This is a genomic window from Proteus vulgaris (assembly GCF_023100685.1).
Classification (GTDB): domain Bacteria; phylum Pseudomonadota; class Gammaproteobacteria; order Enterobacterales; family Enterobacteriaceae; genus Proteus.
In genome coordinates this window covers 682,467-703,445 of record NZ_CP090064.1, presented here as the reverse complement: position 1 = coordinate 703,445, position 20,979 = coordinate 682,467, and the positions used below count along the sequence as shown (strand labels likewise).

Annotated in this window: 15 protein-coding genes; 5 read left to right on the top strand and 10 right to left on the bottom strand. The window is 36.6% G+C overall.

Translation table 11 applies throughout. The features are described 5' to 3' along the window. Window positions 1-1,214: 1,214 nt before the first annotated feature. Entirely contained in the window at window positions 1,215-1,643 is a 429-nt protein-coding gene (exbD, locus tag LW139_RS03350) for a TonB system transport protein ExbD (protein ID WP_072069444.1), read from the bottom strand. A gap of 6 nt (window positions 1,644-1,649) precedes the next feature. Continuing rightward, window positions 1,650-2,669 carry a tonB-system energizer ExbB gene (gene exbB, locus LW139_RS03345; protein ID WP_166539456.1) on the bottom strand — a complete coding sequence of 340 codons (1,020 nt, stop codon included), beginning with the start codon at window positions 2,667-2,669 and terminating at the stop codon, window positions 1,650-1,652. Window positions 2,670-2,997: 328 nt separating this feature from the next. Here exbB and metC point away from each other — a divergent pair, with 328 nt between their 5' ends. Together metC and LW139_RS03335 are read left to right on the top strand one after the other, a co-directional pair. Further along, window positions 2,998-4,188 (top strand): cystathionine beta-lyase, encoded by a 1,191-nt coding sequence (gene metC / locus LW139_RS03340; RefSeq protein WP_166539455.1) that lies wholly within the window; start codon window positions 2,998-3,000, stop codon window positions 4,186-4,188. A 124-nt stretch (window positions 4,189-4,312) separates the two neighbouring features. Next, a complete protein-coding gene (locus LW139_RS03335; protein ID WP_109408041.1) occupies window positions 4,313-4,981 on the top strand; it encodes a DedA family protein in 669 nt (222 codons plus the stop codon). 161 nt (window positions 4,982-5,142) lie between these two features. Here LW139_RS03335 and LW139_RS03330 read toward each other — a convergent pair whose 3' ends face one another. Further along, window positions 5,143-5,925: a class I SAM-dependent methyltransferase gene (locus tag LW139_RS03330; RefSeq protein ID WP_166539454.1), complete on the bottom strand. Its 783-nt coding sequence runs from the start codon at window positions 5,923-5,925 to the stop codon at window positions 5,143-5,145. A gap of 180 nt (window positions 5,926-6,105) precedes the next feature. Between LW139_RS03330 and LW139_RS03325 the strand changes: the two genes are divergently transcribed. From LW139_RS03325 to LW139_RS03315, 3 genes are all read left to right on the top strand, one after another. Next, window positions 6,106-7,263 (top strand): iron-containing alcohol dehydrogenase, encoded by a 1,158-nt coding sequence (locus tag LW139_RS03325; protein WP_247850625.1) that lies wholly within the window; start codon window positions 6,106-6,108, stop codon window positions 7,261-7,263. A 28-nt stretch (window positions 7,264-7,291) separates the two neighbouring features. Beyond that, the gene (gene dkgA, locus LW139_RS03320; RefSeq protein ID WP_247850624.1) at window positions 7,292-8,122 is read left to right on the top strand and encodes a 2,5-didehydrogluconate reductase DkgA; all 831 of its coding nucleotides are present in this window, start codon (window positions 7,292-7,294) and stop codon (window positions 8,120-8,122) included. A gap of 214 nt (window positions 8,123-8,336) precedes the next feature. Continuing rightward, window positions 8,337-11,243, top strand: a complete 2,907-nt coding sequence (locus tag LW139_RS03315; protein WP_247850623.1) for an inverse autotransporter beta domain-containing protein — start codon at window positions 8,337-8,339, stop codon at window positions 11,241-11,243. Window positions 11,244-11,305: 62 nt separating this feature from the next. Here the strand turns inward: LW139_RS03315 and LW139_RS03310 are convergent, their stop codons facing one another. The 7 genes from LW139_RS03310 to LW139_RS03280 all read right to left on the bottom strand — a co-directional run bounded on the left by LW139_RS03310 (window position 11,306) and on the right by LW139_RS03280 (window position 20,954). After that, on the bottom strand, window positions 11,306-12,529 hold the full coding sequence (locus LW139_RS03310; RefSeq protein WP_247850622.1) for a RhtX/FptX family siderophore transporter: 1,224 nt from the start codon (window positions 12,527-12,529) through the stop codon (window positions 11,306-11,308). A gap of 12 nt (window positions 12,530-12,541) precedes the next feature. Then, window positions 12,542-13,948: a PepSY-associated TM helix domain-containing protein gene (locus tag LW139_RS03305; protein WP_247850621.1), complete on the bottom strand. Its 1,407-nt coding sequence runs from the start codon at window positions 13,946-13,948 to the stop codon at window positions 12,542-12,544. Then, window positions 13,945-14,199 carry a hypothetical protein gene (locus tag LW139_RS03300; protein WP_109408048.1) on the bottom strand — a complete coding sequence of 85 codons (255 nt, stop codon included), beginning with the start codon at window positions 14,197-14,199 and terminating at the stop codon, window positions 13,945-13,947. The genes LW139_RS03305 and LW139_RS03300 overlap by 4 nt, the downstream gene beginning before the upstream one ends. After that, entirely contained in the window at window positions 14,199-16,391 is a 2,193-nt protein-coding gene (locus LW139_RS03295; protein ID WP_227336423.1) for a TonB-dependent siderophore receptor, read from the bottom strand. The genes LW139_RS03300 and LW139_RS03295 overlap by 1 nt, the downstream gene beginning before the upstream one ends. A gap of 132 nt (window positions 16,392-16,523) precedes the next feature. Beyond that, window positions 16,524-18,164, bottom strand: a complete 1,641-nt coding sequence (locus tag LW139_RS03290; protein WP_247850620.1) for an ATP-binding cassette domain-containing protein — start codon at window positions 18,162-18,164, stop codon at window positions 16,524-16,526. Beyond that, window positions 18,154-19,848 (bottom strand): ABC transporter ATP-binding protein, encoded by a 1,695-nt coding sequence (locus tag LW139_RS03285; protein WP_247850619.1) that lies wholly within the window; start codon window positions 19,846-19,848, stop codon window positions 18,154-18,156. Before LW139_RS03285 ends, LW139_RS03290 begins: the two co-directional genes overlap by 11 nt. 212 nt (window positions 19,849-20,060) lie before the next feature. Continuing rightward, window positions 20,061-20,954, bottom strand: a complete 894-nt coding sequence (locus LW139_RS03280) for an AraC family transcriptional regulator (protein ID WP_109393200.1) — start codon at window positions 20,952-20,954, stop codon at window positions 20,061-20,063. Window positions 20,955-20,979: the final 25 nt, after the last annotated feature.

The following is a 20,979-nucleotide window of genomic DNA, read 5'->3' as shown; positions in this document are numbered from 1 at the left end:
TACATATCGATATACAGTTACATTCAAAAGATAAGATCATTAATAATTACTAATTAGTAATCATTCGGGATAATTACATTGAGTTATTTTATAACATATCGAGTTTATAATGAAATTAACCTAAATAAATTTTCATGTTAAATCCATGTTGTTATTGTGGATAAAAAAAGCACAAATTATCGATAAAAAATCCCCAAATAAAGCATATTTCGTTTTTTTGTGAGAATAGATAAAAAAAGTGGTCATAAATCTAAAAAATAGAAAAGCTCTTTGTTAACTGTTTGTAGTTTTCAATCAGACAAAGATCTTATAAAGAATAGGAGATAAAGAAAAAGATAAAAGCAAAGCACATCCCCTATTTAGGAACGATAAGAACGATAGGAACGATAAGAACGATAGGAACGATAGGAACGGATAGGAACGGATAGGAATAATGATAACAACCGAATCAGTCAATAAAATAAAAAGCCATAACACCGAAATGTTATGGCCTTTAAATTTATTAAAATAATAAAATGCTATGTGTAGTTCTCTGCCTTTCACGTTTTATTTTACTCACCGCTTATCAAAAATAAGAAGTGGTTTGAATAAGTAAATAAAATCTACTTACCAGAAATTGGAATGACTGAAAACAACGGTCTACCTGGTGCAATAAAAAAATAAGTATCCAAATACGGATAACTTAGATAATAAACAAATTAGGCGTTCTTGCACGTTACAAAATGTTTCAATTTGTAACGTGGGTGCATTATATCCAATAAGATTTTTTGCGCAAGCATTTTTACACTTAAATCAAATTCACATAAAAACATTACCAATCATATGGTTATAGAAAAATTTAACTTAAAAAACAAAATATCAACAAATCAAAAAGTGAAAAAAAATGAAGAGTTAATGAATATTAATGTAAGGTAAGTTGAAATAATAATATCTACTTAGCATTAATTGATTCAGCACGGTATTACCAAGTAAACTTAATTAATTATTTATTCTTAAAGTTAACCTACCTATTATTAATATTATTTAAGACTAAAGCTAAATTTTATTCTAACTCAATTTTATTAATTATCTCATTAATAACAAAAAACAATAAAAAAATATAAGTATGATTTTTTGCACAATAAAAAAGCACCTTATTCATCATTTTACAACGACAAATAAAGTGCTTTTAAAATAGCGTAATAATACTTAGTTGAATAGCGTATTTCTAAACTTTAACCGCCTGTAGAGACTGTTTCCATCCCTACTAATCCAACTTTGAGATACCCTGCCTTTCTTAACGAATCCATTGCAGCCATTAACGTTTCATAATCAACGCTTTTATCTGCTTGGAAAAAGATGGTGGTCTCTTTATTTGCTTGTGTCATCGTATCTAACACATTAGCCATCGTTTCATGCGTGACCATTTCTTCACCAATGAAAATTTGCTTATCAGACTTAATGGTCAAATAAACAGGCTTTTCAGGGCGTGGCTGTGGTTTTGCACTTGAAGCGGGTAAATTTACTTTTATATCAACGGTAGCTAAAGGCGCGGCTACCATAAAGATAATGAGCAGAACCAACATGACATCAATAAAAGGCGTCACATTGATATCATGTAATTCATTATCATCACCTGAATCATCACCAAGACGCATTGCCATAATTCATTACCTTGCTTTGCTGTTTTCGATATCTAAGTCACGGCTAACTAATGTCACCACACCTGTTGCAATATCACCAATTTCACCACGATAACCTGCGATCATACGAGCAAAAATATTATAAATGATAACTGCTGGGATAGCGGCAATCAGACCAATCGCAGTCGCTAATAAGGCTTCTGCAATCCCCGGAGCAACAACCGCTAAGTTAGTCGTTTGAGAATGTGCAATACCAATAAAGCTGTTCATAATTCCCCAAACCGTACCAAAAAGACCGATAAATGGAGAAATTGCACCGATAGTGGCTAAGTAGCCATTACCACGGCCTAATTCACGAACAATGGCAGCAACTCGACGTTCCATACGCATTTCAACACGTTCTTTAATGCCTGATGCCACTTTACTTTCTTGAGAGTAAGTACGCTCTAATTCAGCATCATTAAAGAAATCAGCAGTCGCGCTCTTATTACCAAATTTTTTGCTAATGGTTAAAGCATCATTAAGTGATTTAGCATCAACTAATTGCGCTGTTTCATTTCTTAATCGACGACGTAATGAGAGTAAATAGCTTCCTTTGGCGAAAAATAACGCCCACGTCACAATAGAAGCTAACAGTAAGCCAATCATGACACTTTTAACGACTAAGTCGGCATTACGATACATGCCCATTACAGATAAATCTTCTGCAAATCCACCACCAGCAACCATTTCTGGCTCTACTGCTGGTGATGTATTTTCTGTCGCAGACGGGGTATTTTCCGTGTTTTCTGCGTTTTCAACCGTTGCAGGTAAAGTATTTTCACCCTCAGGCTTAGCAGGTTCAGAACCTGGTACTTTAGCCTCATTGCTGGTATTCGCAGATGAGCCTGTTGTTGGTGTTGCGGTTGTAGCAGTTCCCTGTGTAGAAGCTGTTGAAGAAACGGCAGCAGTAGTTGGCTGTTCAGTTGGTGTGGCAGGAGTCGTATCCGCAAAAGCAGAGCCTGTCAGACCGATTGCCAATAGAATAGAAGCTGTCAAATTACGCATCAGTTGGCCTTTTACTCTCTTTTTTATCTATTTATTTATTCAGCAATGACGTTTTCCGTCACTACTTACCCAAAATCGTTCGCTTACAATCATCCTGTTTGCCATCAGGAAAGAGAAAACGCTCAAATGATATCAAACATGAAGCATTTTGATAGTAATTATCATTACTATTTGGCTATTTTTTTTTCATTTGTCGATTTTTAAGACAAATTATCGTTATTTCACGTAACGTGAAATTTTATCAACTACATCGATCGCCTTTTGTACTTATCCAAAAAATGAATTAACGTGAAGTAAACACACCATCAATTAAAAGAAGGTATTAAGGATGACGCTAAAAAAACAAGAAACCTCACTCCTCCTTTCTGGACGAGCTAAAAAATATTCCCTCGGCGCAGTAAATCCAATTATACAACGTACTTCATCTGTTATTTTTGATTCAGTTGCACAAAAACGTGAAGCAACTAAAAAACGTGCTGAGGGTACACTTTTTTATGGGCGTCGAGGTACTACCACTCATTTTGCCTTACAAGAAGCCCTAACTGAATTAGAACAAGGTGCAGGTTGTGCACTTTTTCCTTCAGGTGCAGCAGCTATTACGCAGTCTATACTCGCGTTTGTTGAGCAAGACTCTCATATTCTTGTGACTGGATCAGCTTACGATCCAACGCAAAACTTTTGTGATCACCTCTTACGTAAGTTTTCAGTCACAACAACCTATTTTGATCCATTAATAGGTAAAAACATCAGTCAACTACTGCGACCTGAAACAAAAATTGTTTTTCTTGAATCCCCCGGTTCAATTACGATGGAAATTCAAGATCTACAAGGAATAGTCAGCTCCGTTCGCCAATATAATCCTGAAATCATTATTATGATTGATAACACTTGGGCGGCAGGATTGCTGCTTAAACCACTTACTTTTGGTGTCGATATTTCAATCCAATCTGCCACAAAATATATTAATGGCCACTCTGATGGCATGTTAGGCTTTGCTGTAGCGAATGAACGTTGTTGGGAACAATTACGAGAAAATGCCTATCTATTAGGTCAATGTGTTGATCCTGATACTGCTTATATGGCAGCAAGAGGATTAAGAACATTACCAGTGAGAATGAAGCAACATGAGCAAAGCGCATTGGAAGTTGCTCGTTGGCTAAAACAACATCCATTAGTTGATAACGTTTATCACCCTGCGCTAGCCTCTTGTCCAGGACATGAATATTTCCAGCGTGATTTCACAGGTAGTAACGGATTATTCTCTTTTAGTTTGAAGAAAGCTCTCTCACCTGAAGAATTTGCGATTTTTTTAGATAATTTTTCATTATTTAAAATGGCTTTCTCATGGGGAGGATTTGAATCTTTAATTTTAGGCTATCAACCTAATGACATTAAAGCGATGCGCCAATATGAAACACAACCTACATTTACTGGCACATTATTCCGTGTTCATATTGGATTAGAAAATGTAGATGATTTAATTGAAGATCTTGAACACGCATTTTTACGTATTTCTTAATTAATCATTAAATTTTTATAAAAAAAAATCTATCCCTGTGGTTCCACAGGGATTAAATCAAACTGTTGTCTTTATTTTGCGTTAGAATAACGAACATAAAGTTCTTTTTAATGCGAGTTCGCTAATGGGTACATTAAAAGAGATAATTCACGCATTAATGCAACACGATTATATGGTGTTGGCTAATCCTAATGTGTTATGGGTTATCTATATTGTTCTTTTTGTTATTATTATGCTGGAAAATGGGGTATTACCCGCAGCATTTTTACCAGGAGATACACTGCTTATTCTTTGTGGTGCCTTAATTGCAAAAGACGTTTTACACTTCTTTCCGACAATCATTATCTTAGGTACTGCCGCCAGTATTGGGAGTTGGCTTGGATTTTTACAAGGCCGCTGGTTAAGTGACACAAAAATCGTTAAACGTTGGATGGCTCAATTACCTGAGCAATATCACCATAAGGCAAATGATCTTTTCCATCGCCAAGGTTTGTATGCACTATTAATTGGTCGCTTTATCGGTTTTGTACGAACATTATTACCAACGTTAGCAGGCTTATCTGAATTACAACAACGTCGCTTTCAAATATTTAACTGGTTAAGTGGCTTTTTGTGGGTAGGTATTATTGTGTCGCTAGGTTATGTATTGAATTTAATTCCCTTTATTCAAAAGCATGAAACACTAGTGATGAATATTTTGATGACATTGCCTGTATTGCTCTTAAGTGCAGGTTTAATTGGCTCTATCGTAATGTATATTCGCCATCGTAAAAATAGCACCAGTAATAAATAATTCAAAAAAAACGCCATTATTTTAAACATCATAATGGCGTTTTTAATCATCTAAGACTTCAAAAGTTCAGTTGTTCATTGTTTTATCTCCTAACCTATTAATATCTAACTAAAAATCCATTTACATTAATTACAATCATGGTCTTTTTACTCTATTTATCTTTAAAGCTTAATCGCTTTTGAAGCAAGGAATGTAGGAATATAGCTATCAACGAGAAAACGAGCATGAGGAGCAAAATCTTCAACAAAATCTTGTAATAGAAAACCTGCCGCTAATTGTCCACCAATAAGATCAGTTAAAGAATGACCAAATACAAGCCCATCACCTTTTGCCACTTTTTCTTGCAGAATATCTGAAGGTAATGAACCTTGATCACTATACGGTAAGCGGTAAGTGGGTCTCATTAATCCCTGAGAGCGTAATTGCGGATCTCTATCATCAACAAATACAACTGGGTTATAAAAACTCGCCATCAATACACCGCCTTTCTTCAAAACACGGTAGCATTCTTGCCAAACAAGATTTACATCTGGTACATATAAATTGGAAATAGGATGAAAAATAATATCAAAACTTTCATCAGCAAATGCGGTTAGATCTGCCATATCACCTTGAACTGCGACCAAATCTAACTGATGCTTTTGCGCCAATTGGCTATCTTTACTTAATTGCCCTTCTGATAAATCAAATACTGTCACAATGCCACCAGCAGCCGCTAAAATAGGCGCTTGTTGCCCACCTGCAGACGCTAAACAGAGTATTTTTTTACCTTTAATATCTGTTAGCCACTCACTCTTAACTGGGTTAGGCGTTAAATGGACTTTCCAGTCGCCTTGCTTTGCAGCAATAATTTCTTCATCGCTTACAGGCTTAGACCACTGATTTTCCATCGCAGCTTGTTTATCCCAATGTTCTTGGTTTAATGTTAAATAATGACTTTTCATATTACTCCTTATAAATTAACTACAATATGAACTGTTGTTGTTATTAAGAAATTTAATTCAACGCTCATTTTTACAACCTTACAGTTATAGTTATGTCATGCAATTTCGTCTAGATACAGTGAAAAAAACTTTCCTGATTAATTGTCATACTGCAGAACATTAAATTATGGTGGAAACAAAATGCAAAACTTTACTTATTACTCACCGACTCGTCTTCATTTTGGTCAAGGCCAAATAGAAAAATTACGTTCTGAAATAGGCAAAAATGAACGTATCTTATTAACTTATGGCGGCGGTAGTATTAAACGCAATGGCGTATTAGACGAAATTTATACTGCACTTCCCGGCCATCAAATTCATGAATTTGGTGGTATTGAACCCAATCCTTCTTATGAAACATTGATGAAAGCTGTCTCTTATGCAAGATATCACGGTATCACGCATTTATTAGCCGTAGGGGGCGGGTCGGTTATTGATGGGACAAAATTTATTGCAGCTGCTGTACCCTATCAAGGTGAGCCATGGGAAATTGTCACTAGTCGCGGTAAAGTCATTGAAAAAGCACTACCTTTAAGTTGCGTATTAACGCTTCCAGCAACTGGCACAGAAACAAATAGTTTTTCAGTTATCAGTAAAAAACAGACAAAGGATAAACAAAGTTTTGCCAGCCCTCATGTCTATCCTCATTGCGCCATTTTAGATCCAACAACTACCTATTCTTTACCCCCAAGACAAACGGCTAATGGGGTTGTAGATGCTTTTATTCATATATTAGAGCAATATCTCACTTATCCTGTGAATGCTCGTGTACAAGATGAATATGCAGAAGGCCTTTTACGTATTTTGATTGATCAAGGGCCAAAAGCGCTGACATCACCTACAGACTATGATATCCGTGCTAATATAATGTGGACAGCATCACAAGCCCTTAATGGCATCCTTGGTGTTGGTGTTCCTCAAGATTGGGCTACACATGCATTAGGTCACGAACTCACGGCTTTACACGGGCTTGATCATGCACAAACTCTCGCCATCGTTTTACCTGCCTTATTAAATGAAAAACGACAGGCTAAATACGAGAAGTTAATCCAATATGCACAAAAAGTCTGGGGTATAAACCAAGGTTCTGACGCTTTTAAAATTGAAACTGCGATTAATGAAACTCGAAAATTCTTTGAATTAATGGGACTTAGAACTCGACTGGCTGATTTCAAAATTACTGAAGAAGATATACCTGCTTTAGTGCGTAAATTGGAAGAACATGGACAAACCGCACTAGGCGAGCATCAAGATATCACATTAGAAATCAGCCAACGTATTTATACAGCGGCACTCTAAGTTCTTTAATGCGACTTTGGAGACAGAAATGGATAAACCTAAACTGATCAAGTTATCTGATGGAAATGCTATCCCACAACTTGGGCTTGGTGTTTGGCAAGCAGATAATCATCAAGTTGTTAACGCAATTCATCACGCTCTTGATACAGGCTATCGCCTTTTCGATACCGCAGCGATTTACCACAATGAAGAAGGTGTCGGTAAAGCGCTAAAACAGACCACGGTTCCTCGTGATGAACTCTTTATCACTACAAAATTATGGAATAACGATCAGACCCATGCCCGTGGTGCCGTATTAGAAAGCCTCCAGCGTTTGCAACTTGATTATATTGATCTCTATTTAATGCATTGGCCTGTACCTTCACGCGAACTTTATGTTGAAGCGTGGAAGCAAATGATTATTCTGCAAAAAGAAGGGTTAGTAAAAAGCATTGGTGTCTGTAATTTCAAAGAAGAGCATCTTGAACGTATCATTACTGAAACCGGTGTTACCCCTGTTATTAATCAGATTGAAATTCATCCATTAATGCAACAAGCACCATTAAGAGCATGGAACACGACTCACAATATTGTGACTGAATCTTGGAGCCCATTAGCCCAAGGTGGAGAAGGCGTATTTGATCAACCAATTATTCAAAAACTGGCTGAAAAATACCATAAAACACCCGCTCAAATTGTATTACGTTGGCATTTAGATAGTGGACTGGTGGTTATTCCAAAATCTGTCACTCCTTCTCGTATCGAAGAAAACTTTCACATTTTTGATTTTAAATTAGAAAAAGAGGAAGTTGTGGAGATAATAACACTCGACAAGAAAAAACGTTTAGGGCCTGATCCTGATATTTTTGTTGATATCTAATTTCTTCATATTTATCCTAAAGCCAATATAAATGAACATATTGGCTTTTTATTTATCAATTAAAACCCTTAAAATCCCCCTCTTTTTTTATAAAACAACCTGTCATTTTTTCAATTACCTTATTTTTATATATTTATGTTTCCTTTTTGATATCGAAAGTTTATATAAATCAGAAAATCTCATCACTATTTATTTATTGCGATGAGTTTTAAAAATGAAAACACAAAAACGGGATTTCACCCTCCCCATATCTTCTATTACAAAAAAAGTAACTTGGATAAATATTTTTATTCAAATAGCTTTCCCTGTATCAGCTACACTTCCTTATTCTGCTTTTGCACAAGATAATCAAACCAAAAATCAAATTAACAGTTCTAATAATGGGCACTTTCTCCCTATAACAGAAAAACATTCAAAATTAGCGCAACTTATTGTAAATAACAAAGATTTATTAAATAAAGAAACCAATGCAACACAATATGCTGTCAATCAAGTTACCAATAAAGCCAGCACTAAAATAGAGCAATGGTTAAATCAATTCGGAAATGCACGTATCTCTCTTGCAACGGATAATAAATTCACATTAGAAAATAGTGCTGCTGATTTTTTAATCCCTTTATACGAATACAATCAGAATATTATTTTTTCTCAAACCAGTTATCACCGTAAAGATTCACGTAGCCAGATAAATCAAGGCTTAGGATATCGTTACTTTACGGATAGATTTATGCTCGGTATTAATGCTTTTTATGATCATGATTTAACTCGTCATCATCGCCGCATTGGTATTGGTGCTGAACTATGGCGTGATTATTTGAAATTCAGTGCAAATCATTATTATCGGATATCAAATTGGCGTACTTCAAAGAGTTTAGAAAATTATGATGAGCGCCCTGCAAATGGCTGGGATTTAAGAGCTGAAGGATATCTTCCAGCTTATCCTCAACTCGGTGCAAAACTTATTTTTGAACAATATTATGGTAAAGAGGTTGGGCTATTTAATACAGATAGTCGACAAGAAAACCCCCATGCCTATACTGCAGGATTAACCTATACCCCAATTCCTTTAATAACGTTAAGTGCAGATCGTCGAATGGGTTTACATGATAATAGTGATAATACATTCGGTGTTAATTTTCAATACCGTTTAGGTGAATCACTCGCTTCACAATTTGATCCTGATAACGTACGTGCTATGCGTTTATTGTCAGGAAATCGTTATGATTTTGTCGATAGAAATAACGATATTGTTTTAGAATATAAGAAAAAAGCAACTATTTCATTTTCCTTTTCGCCCAATATCACTGGCTCTTCAAAAGAAGAAAAAGCACTTGATATTAAAATTAACTCAACTTATCCCATTAAAAATATAGAATGGTCTGCAAGTACATTTTTATCAAATGGCGGTAAAATAAATCATAAACAAGGTTTAAATTATTCGCTCACATTGCCAACATATATATCAGGTACACCAAAACAAAACACATATGTTATTAATGCTATTGCGATTGATGAAAAAGGCAATCGCTCTGAGTCTGTCCAAGGAGAAATTATTGTTAATCAAAGTGGAATTAACATAAACAATAGTCAATTTGGATCTGATAGACAAATATTGATAGCGAATGGTCACTCTACTCAAGCGCTAATTTTAACAATACGAGATAATGATAATTTACCTTTTGATGTTGAACCTGAAAAAATATTATTAGAAAAAAAATCAAATAATAAAGTAAGCTCAAGTCAATTAACCTCATTTTCTCGACTAGAAAAAGGAAAATATAAAGCAATAATAACCGCAGGAATATCCCCTGAAATTGTGAATATTACTCCTAGTTACCAAAATAATAAATTTAATCCTATTGATATTCAATTTATTGCTACTACTGATAATGCCACTATTTTAAAGGATAATTTGTCAGTAATAAAAAATAATGCATTAGCTGATGGTAAAGATAAAAACCAATTAAAACTGATTGTAACTGATAAAGAAAATCATCCTATTAATAATTTTATTGTTAATTTTACGGCTGACAATGGCGCTTTCATTCAACCTACGGGTTATACTTCATTAACGGGTGAAATCATTGTCCCTATTACCAATACACATCCAGGAAATACTACCATTAAGGTAAAAGTAAAAGAGATGGAATATCCTATTTCTGTTAATTTCACACCTGTTATTGATAAAGATAGCGCCCATATTCCACGTTCCTATTTAACCATTACCCCTGAAATTTCACCGGCAGATAATGTCACAGAAAAAACCATCAATTTGACTGTGGTTGACAAGAGCCTACTCCCTATTCCTAACGTAGAAGTTATTTTAAGGACTTTAGATCAGGCCACCTTTAAAAACGCAATTCTGACTACAGATAAAGATGGTAAAGCCAGTACAACAATGATCAGCAATGTTGCGGGTAAAGTCGTTGTAAAAGCAGAGGTGACTTCCACACATAACGTCACGGAAGGATCAACATTCTTTGCAAAGACCAAGATAGATGGGAATATTACTTCAATTATTCCAGCTCAATCACTTTACATTGCAGATGGACAAACTCGTGTTCTTTTTACCGCTGTTGTTGAAGATCAAAACCATAATCCACTTCCAAATGTAGAGGTAAATTGGTTTACCAATCAAGACAAAAACATCGTCAATATTGATAATGAAATATCAATAACTAATGATAAAGGTATTGCAGTTACCTCTATCTCAAGCACAGAACCTCTTGATGTTATTGTCACTGCAACTATAGATAATGATTCTTTGTCAGCTCAACCTATTACATTTGAATCAAAAGTAGCCAGTGAAGCACTCTCTCAAATTACTTTATCTCCAACAGATATCGATTCAGATGGTATAGATAAAGCTTTTTTATCATTAGAACTTAAAGATCAATGGGGAAATCCATTGCCTAACCAAAAAGTCATAGCCGTTTCTGATAAAGCGATCGTTAAATTTAGTGAAACAAAACAAGTTGCTCCAGGCCATTATGTTATTGAAGTAACAAGTACCACTTCAGGTAGGGTAAATTTATCTCTTAGCGTTAATGGTAAGAATTTTAAAATTCAAAAAGCATTACATATTAGTAATAATTCAGTTATCCAACCCGAAGTAGATTAAGCTCTATTTAGTTTTAATAAAACCTATAGCCCAAAAATACCCTTGTATCTTTGGGCTATCACTTAAAATACCTTACATTTTTCCTGATAACGGACATTAGCAATAGTCACTAACAATGCACCTAATGCAATGACAGCGGCTACCCCAAAGCCACCACTGTATCCAATAACGCTCGTTAAACTCACTAACATCATGGCACACGCCATTTCCCCTATATCGCGCATACTTTGTACAGCCGTCATATCTGTACCAGCTTGATTATCCGTTGACGCAAAATGCATACCTGCGGTCATAATAGCTACAGAAGTGATCCCTGATGATAAAGAGCCTAATACAATACATACAGCAACTATTGAAAGACTGATAGAGCCTGTTGATTGTGAAAGCCATAATAATGAGGAACCTAAAGCACACAGCAATCCTGCAGAAAAAGCACGCCACACACCAATTTTATTAATCAACCAAGCACCACCTCCACAGCCAAAGAAAAGGGTTACCATGCCACCCATCATGCCCATTTTCCCGATCTCTGCTAAAGACCAACCACTGTCACTTAAAAAGAGTTTTGCTAAACCAAAGCCCGAAACTGCGGTTACTGCTGAAAGCAATGTCAGTGTTAATAGTCTTACCGCACCTTTTCTACGTACCGTTTTTAATAGGCTTGCATTAGGTGAATCACCATTTTCACCCTCATCATATTTTGCTTTTTGACGAAATAACGTAATAAAAAATAAACTGATAGCGGGCACTGAGGCAAATAACAGTAATGCGGTATGTTGACCTAATTTATCAGTGAGGATCATCATACCTGCTCCTCCTAAGAAAAAGCCCCCCATCACACCTGCAATTTGAACAGCATTTATTTTCGATAATAACGTGCCACTCGCATGCTCAGCGGCCATACCATCTGTTGCAATATCCTGTGTAGCACTGGCTAATGAAGCGATAGCTAATAAAGTGACGCCCCATTTTGCCGTTTCGATAGAAATACCAATGATTGCTAATAATAATAAACAGAACGTCACTATGACTTGCATGGGAATAATCCAGCTACGGCGACGACCTAAAGATTTAAACCAATAATTATCAACCACTGGCGCCCATAAAAATTTTAATACCCATGGCAATCCGACTAATGGAATAAATGCGATTGCACTTAAAGCTGAACCTTCTTGGCGTAATAATGTAGGCAATGCATCCATCGCAATTCCCATCGGAATACCTTGTGCTAAATAAAGTAAACCTAGCGTTACCACTAATTGCCGATGTTTTAATAATTCTTGCATAACAGACTCCAATTACTGTCTTTTAAGTAGAAAAAGACCCATCAAAAAATAGAAAACGGCACTGATCAACAAGGCACAACTTACCCACCACAAAGCAGCATGAGTTATAAATAAGTGACTAAAGACACTGATAAATAAAACCACACTACTTATGGTTAAAATAAGAAAAGTAAGTTTGATCACTTGCGGATAAAACAAATAAAAAAGAAGCGTTATCAACCAAACACTAAAAAAAGGCAGTATCGGTGATAACGCGGAGAAAATAGCGATAGGAAGTAAACATATACTGGCAAAAATTAAACCAGAACAACTTCCTAACACTAAACGGGAACTGATATTAATGGGCTTTTTTAATACCCAAATTATTAATCCACTAAAGGTTAATACACAGGCCATCATTCCCATTAGGCAATGAAGTACCGATAAACTAAAGTTTGCTGAACCTGTCCATAAATATTGGCCATAATGCAAAGGTTGAATGGCAATAAAAGCACGCGTCCAAAATTGCTGAGACACAGCACTCTTTTCCGCAATCCAATGATTATCTAAGCCAGAAAAAAATAACTGCTCAAAATTAGCGGTGCTGGGTAAATATAAATTAATACCACTCACCGTAATTTGCTGTTCAGCATTACCTCTATTTTTCCAATTAATAGTTTCAGGAATAAAGTCTGCTTTTTCTTGTGAAAGTTGAATTAACAATGAGCTAGGAGAAGATGCAATAAACTCAGATGAAACGGGTGTTGATTGTCCCATTAATTTCATCATGACTTGTGCTGGTGCTTCTGGCTCCACATATTTTGCGAGCATTAATGTACCGAATGCCCCTAATCCTGATAATGCCCCCGTTAATGCAAACATTACGAGCCACGGATAACTCCATAATCCAATGACATTATGTAAATCAAAGAAAAACAGCCTACGCCCTTGATTAAAACGGAGTCGAAATAATTGATAGGCTTTACGGTGATGAATAACAATGCCAGTTATTAGTAATAGCGCAAAAACAAAACCAAATAAGCTAATAAATAATCGTCCAGAAAACCCCATAAATAGATTTTTATGTAAATTAACAATAGGAGAGATAACGTCTCTTACTGTAATTCCTTCACCCGTTTGTGCATTTAATTGCAGTGAACAATCGCCCATTCCTTGGCAAAAAGTGATAATTGGATAATCTATAGAGGGTAATTTCACACTATTAAAGCCATTTTCACCTAAGAAGTATTCACCTTTGGCTAATAACTGATCTAATGGTAATAATTCTTTATTTAAAGGCTTAAATTGAACCCATATATTTAAATTTTCATGCGCTAGTGACCATGTTCCCGTCAATAGAATAATAAATAATAGAATGCCAAATAAAGAACCTACTTGGCGATGAAGTTGTAAAAATTGGCGCTTTAATATTGCTTTCATAGAATAAATTCCAACAATATTAAAGGTAATGGCCACCAGCTCCATGCTCGCCAAAATACCTGTTTTCCATTCAGTGAGAATAAGCTAAAACAGAGCAATCCACATAAACAGATAACAGGTAAAAAGACGGCTGCATACAGGCAATTAAGAGGATCAGTGCTGGGATAAAATGTTGCTATCAGTAGTGACAGCGTAATACTTCCTATTACGCTGCCTAAAACTGCACAACTGATCAGCAATGCCTTTTGCATTAGAAATCAGCCTTGATATTCAACATAACGTTACGAGGTTCGCCATAACGGTTATTCCATTGAGGTGAGAAAAGGCTTGAGTAATAACGTTTATCAAAGACGTTATTAATATTTAATGCCGCAGACCAATGTTCATTAATTTGGTAACCTAAACGCGAATTAAATACCGCATAGCCACCTTGACGTAACGTAACTTCACCGTTTGTTTTGCTATATTCACTTTGCGCTTGAATACCACCGCCCACACTCCACTTACGCGCATCCCAAGGTAACTGATAATTTGTCCACACTCTTACCATGTGGCGAGGAACTAATGAGTTAAAGCTATTACCTTTATTCAGTGTGTCTTCTTTATATTCCGTATCGGTATAGGTATAACCGACAGAGAGATCCCAAAATGGCGATAAGTACCCCATTCCTTCAATATCAAAACCTTGACTAACAACTTTGCCGCCACTAATAAGATAGGTATTAAATCCCCCTCCAGGATGGGCCGGATCTTCTTGTGGATTATTTTTCATATCAATACGGAAAACAGCGGCGGAGACGTTAAGTCCACCATTCATCAAAGCGCCTTTGATCCCGGTTTCAACGGTTTGTCCTTCCACTGGTTTCAACATTTCACCACTCCAAGTTTTCCCTGTTTGTGGTTGATAAACCGTAGAATAACTGCTGTACCATGACCATTGAGGTGCAAAGTCCCAAATCAAACCACCATAAGGGGTGATTTTTCCATTTTCAGTAAACTTAGCTTGGGGTTTTGTCACTTCCCACCAGCTCGCTCTCGCCCCTGCAATCAATGTTACTGGCTCAATAAGTTTGATCCGCCCCATTCCATAGATGCCAGTTTGTTCCGTTTTTGTCGCACCTTGAGAGGAATAGCCCGTTATTTGTGGTTTCGGTACACTGTGAGGATCCCAGCGATAAATATTCACAGGTACATTGAGAGGATCTTTAAATTGACCAGTGTGCTGTTCTTCACTGGCCTTTGAGTAACTCATTCCCACTATCACGTCATGTTGTAAGCCCCAACCATTAATTTTTCCTGTGACATTGGTATCAAGACTGGTTTGATAGTTATGGAACTTGTATGCCCCTCCCATTAGCATGGCTCCATCACCAGTTTCAGGATCAATATTTCCCCATGCCCCTGCATACAATAAACGTGCTTTAGCATATTGATAATCGCCGTTGATTTTAAACAGCCAATCATCATTAATTTGATGTTCAATTCCGGTAAATAAACGAGTGGTATCCCATTTGAATTTATCCCAGTCAGCATCTAAATAGGTTTTACGAGAAAGGTGCAAATCGCTACCATCTTTTCCCATTGGCACACCTGCCATATTGGTGATGGAGTCTATTGTTTGATATTGAATACCTGTACGTAATAGTGTGTTAGCCGTTAAGTCCGCATCCACTGTGGCATAAATCAAGCGAGTCTTTTGATCTGAGATATCATAGAAAAAATCTTTATCTTCCCACGCCATTACGACTCGACCGCGCACACTGCCTTCTTGATTTAAACGCCCGCCCACATCGACTTCACCGCGATAACGGTTCCAACTTCCAGCCGTAAATGTTGCTTTTAGTTGATCGTCTAAAGGTGCGTGTTTACGTACCATATTGATGGTTGCCGCAGGATTTCCCATTCCATGCATTAATCCGTTAGAGCCTTTTAAGATCTCAACACGTTCATAAACAGCCATATCTTGTGGCGAACTTGCCATATTTCCCATTAAAGCAGGAACACCATCAAGCTCAAAAGAGTTAATTTGAAAGCCACGAGCGTAATAAGCCGTTGTTAATAAAACAAAAGGTGCGCTAGTAACCCCATTAGCACGAGTCATTACTTCATCAAGGGTATTTAGGTTTTGAGTTTCTATTTGCTCTCTGTCTATCACAGAGACAGTTTGTGGGATCTCTCTGGGCTTAAGCGCCATTTTACTTAATGTACTAACGCCGGGAGCAAGGCTATCGCGATGTTGTGCCGTGCTTTCCGTTACCACCAAAACATCGACTGCTTTATTATTTTCTGTTGCTGTATTTGCGATAGCAGAAAGTGAAAATAAAGCGGTAGAACACAAAATAGCGCATTGTGTTAATGCCAATTTATTTTGTGTACGTTGATTTAATACTGGTGATAATTTCTGTGTTTTATCTAAGTCAGCTAAAGAAGAAATGTAAACCATACCTATCCCAAAATATTCAAATGATAATGGTTATCACTCTATCAATTTTGGGATTAGGGTATTTTCGATTGCCAAATTATCTCTTTCGATTGCCAATCGATATTACTCAACAACTAATGAAGATCGAAAAACTCAATATGATCCACAAAAACGTGAGAACCATGTTGAAGATAACAACAATGCATCAGGAGAACCTTCTTCAATGACTTTTCCATCATCAAGCACAATGACATGATCCGCTCGTTTAGCAATATCCGGATCATGGGTGATCACGACTCGAGTGGATGTTAGGTTTTCAAGATAAAGAGCCACTTTTTCACGACTGACTGTATCAAGGCTTGCCGTAGGTTCATCTAAAAATAAGATCTTAGGATCGGCTAATAATGAACGCGCTAAACATAGTCGCTGTTTTTGTCCACCAGAATAACGATCTCCCTGATCGCCCACATCTTCATCTAAATCAGTTTGAGTCACCGATAAATTCAATCCATTAAGTAGATGTAAAATATCATTATCGCTGACAGTTGAGTTCTCATCTTGTAATAATGACCAACGCAATGAGCCTCTAATTAATTGGTTATGCTGAAATACGATTTGTCTTGTTCGCGCTAATACACTCTCAGATAAATCATTAACTTTTTTATCTCCATAAAAAACTTGTCCTTTATCTGCATCAATAAGACGCGCTAAAACACGTAGTAATGTTGTTTTACCTGCACCAGAACTGCCGACAATTGCCGTCATTTTTTTATCGGGACATAGCGCTGTTATGTTAGAAAGGATCGGCGTACCTAAACTATTATTCACATCCAGTTTTTCACAACGAATGTCATTGCTTTTAGGAATATCACTTTGTTTTGGACTTTGTAATGTGGGAGCATCCAACGCATTTTTTATTAAAGTAAGTGATTGTTTACTCTGTCTTAATGCCTGATCAATATGAGAAAGCTGAAATAACGGTTCAATAAAACGAGCAATTAATACTACGACCGCCAACCACTGCGTTAAAGTAAGAGTATTAGCATCAACATTCATTGCACCAATAACTAAAACGGCAATAAAAATAACCTGAATACAGAAAGAGAAAATCAGATGATAGGGTAAACTTCTTTGTAATAACTGCACTTGTTGGTGATGTTGTGCCAATAAATCTTGCTGTAACTGCTGCGAGAACAGCGTATTTTGTCCACTTTTTCGCAATAATGCCTGATGTTGTGCAAAATCAGCCAATGTTTTAGCCGCCACAGCCTCTGCTGTTTGCAGTGCCACTTCTTGTCTATACAGCCCTTTGGCACTGATCCGCATCACTACAACAAGTAATAATGCAGCCACGATAAAAATAAAAGCAAAAGTGGCGTTATAAAATAAAAGGCCAATAATTACAGTTAATGGTGTCACTACAACACTGATAACAGGAGCCAGTAAATGAGCAGGAATGCTCATTGCACTCATTGCAGCACCTGAGCATAACGTTTGTGCTTGAGGCGGTGGTGTTAAACTACGCGGTAAATGGCGGATCAACGCTTGAACTAAGATCCTCATCACCGTTGTACCTGCCAGAAAACCTTTTAATGTTGCAATATACTGAAAAACCAGAGTAACGAATGTTAATCCTGCCAATATCCATAAATATAGGCTAGCATCCTGATCCCAATAGATAATAATAGGCAATAATAATAAACCACATAACCCTTCTAAAATGGCACTAAAAACCATAAAACTAAGGGGAAATTTTAAAGATAAGAGTAATGAAACAAAGGGATTAGTCTTCATTTTGCTCTCCTTGTTTCTGAACAAAATCACTATAGCGCTCACAATTGAGTAGTAAATCATCATGATTTCCCATTGCGACTAACCTTCCATCAACCATAAATATCACTCTGTTAGCTTGTTGTGCCAAAACCAGTGAATGTGTGACGACTATCCGTGTCATGGTTTTATTTTTTAGCGCATTAAAAATATGTTGCGTATTATCAGGATCAAGCGCTGAAGAAGGTTCATCAGCCAATAACAAAGGACTATTGGCAATGAATGCACGGGCTATCGCCAAACGTTGAGCTTCACCACCAGAAAGTGGTGTTTCATCATTGATGATCGTTGATAAACCTTGAGGTAGAAGTTCAATGACTTGAGCAAAATGCGTTTCATTAATTGCCGATTGCAATTGCTCTTCGCTACAATGTGGATTAAATAACAACAAGTTATCTTTAATGGAGTAAGGTAGTGGTTGGCTGTTTTGCATCACCACTGTGGTAATTTGGTTTAATGCATGACGTGAATATGCTTGTAAGCGCTTATTCTCAATCATGATCTCACCTGATGTTGCATCCATAAATCGAGCAATAAGTTGTAATAAAGAGCTTTTACCTGCGCCGGAAGGCCCTACAATGGCAATAAACTCTCCTTTTTTAATTTCAAAATTAATATTATCAAGGATCTCTTTATCACCATACGAAAGGCAAACAGAATCTGCCGTTAACGCAACAGCATGAGATATCGTGTTTGTCGATAAATCACCATATTGCATTTCAGGTTGATTTAATAATTGTTGGATCCGCTGCGCTGATTTTTTCGCTCCACGTAAGGCGTCACCACCATGCCCCATAGCCATGACAGGCTCTGCAATACGTCTTAATAATAAAATAAACAGGAGTAAATCGGCCAATGGTAACGCTTGTTCAAAAATAGTAGCACCCAGTAATAGCCATCCCGTTAATAATGTTGCACTCAATAATAACTGGGTAAGTGATCCTAATAATCCGACTCTTTTAACCCAATTTTGAAAATGATAAACAAAATTAAATAATGCTTTCTCTGTTCTATCAACAATACCTTTATGCGGAAATTGACGTGCTACAAGTGGGTTTTCAGCAAGAAGTTGATAATCTTCAAAGAGCGTTTTCATTGCCTTATCACGTTGTTCACAATAAGTTTGATAACGTGAAGATTGAGTTTGTTTAAAACAAAAGTAAGCAATGATTAAAGGAATGAGAGAGAAAACCAATAAAAAAAGATTTACGGTTGATAACACGATAATGGCAATAATAGGAACAACCATTAATTGCACGATATCAGCGGGTGCATGAGCAATTAATTGATGTAGAGCTTTAATATCGCGCTGAACATATTGGTTAACACCATTTTTCCCTTGGCTAATAAACCAATTCAACGGTAATTTTTGCATTTTTTCTGATAATGCTAACCGTAATTGATAAGTTAATTTAGCATCCATTAAATGCGTTAAATGAAAGGCAATTGTCTGTGAAATAAGCCATACAACGCCACCAATAACCGCAATGGTTAACCAAAACGTATTAGCTGAAGGGAAAGAAATAATAAGTTGATAGAGTGCCAGCCAAGGTACTAAAGAGCTAAAACCAGCAACAGTTTGTAGTAACAGCGCACTTATTAATAAAGTGCGATAAGGACGCAACAACGCCCATAATTCATTATGCATAATAATCTCCACAACATCTTGTGGCACTATAGCGAAAAGGGTATTTACCCTCTAGCAACAAGACTTTAGATTGCGTGACTATTACTTTCGATTTAGAAGCATTTTGCTTATTTATTAAGCAAGGTGGGAAAGATAGAATTAATTAAGTGTTTAATAGATGGTAAATCAAGCGAAGAAGATAATAAATATACCGATAAACCTAATAAAATCAATTAAGGCGTGAAATGCCCTTTGCGTACATCTCCCGGCAATATACCAAAACGTTTGCGAAATGCGACAGAAAAATGAGCCGGTGTATACCCAACATAATAGGCAACACTTGAGATGGATTCTCCTTCATTTAGCAACATGTTATATGCGGTTTGTAAGCGATACTCTTGTAGCCAACCATAAACAGAATTACCAAATAATTGACGAAAACCTTGAGTGAGTTTTCGTGTATTTAATCCCACGCGTGCCGCTAATATTTCAAGTTTCGGTGGTGTTTCCATTTCAGCAATTAAAATCTCTTTCGCCTGTTTTAAGCTGTTTTTTTCACGCTGACTTAGTGGTCGATTCGCAGGCTCTTGCGCATGACATAAATATTGCAAACTTAATGAAGCAAACTCACACGCTTTGCCAGAATAATAAAGTGGTTTTAAAGAGTCGTGAACTGGATTTTGAAATAACTGCATGGTTAACGCTAAAAAAGTGTTATCCATAGTCAGATGATGCAACATGAGTGATTGGTTTTGTTGCAGTATGGGGGGCAATAAAATATGTTGTTGCTCAAGCCACTGAGATGATAATTGCAATAATGTATATCTTAGGGGATCGCCCGATTTAAACTGATTCAATAAAGAATAGCGTTCAACACTATTAGCAATAAAAATACTCGGTGTCGCTATCTCTATTTTCTGCCCATTGACACTTTCACTAATCACACTTCCACTATGAACAGCCACTAAATTAAAGCCGGCTTGATAAGTCTCTTCAATCTGCAGATCTTCCGTGGTTTCCAATACACCTTGGCGCAATAGAATTTGGTCTTGAAAGCGATATTCTTCAACCTGCTGATGCTTAGGTTGATAACCAATGTATGAATAGAATGAAGAGTGTTGAGACATAATAGAAAGATATCAGCAGAGTAAA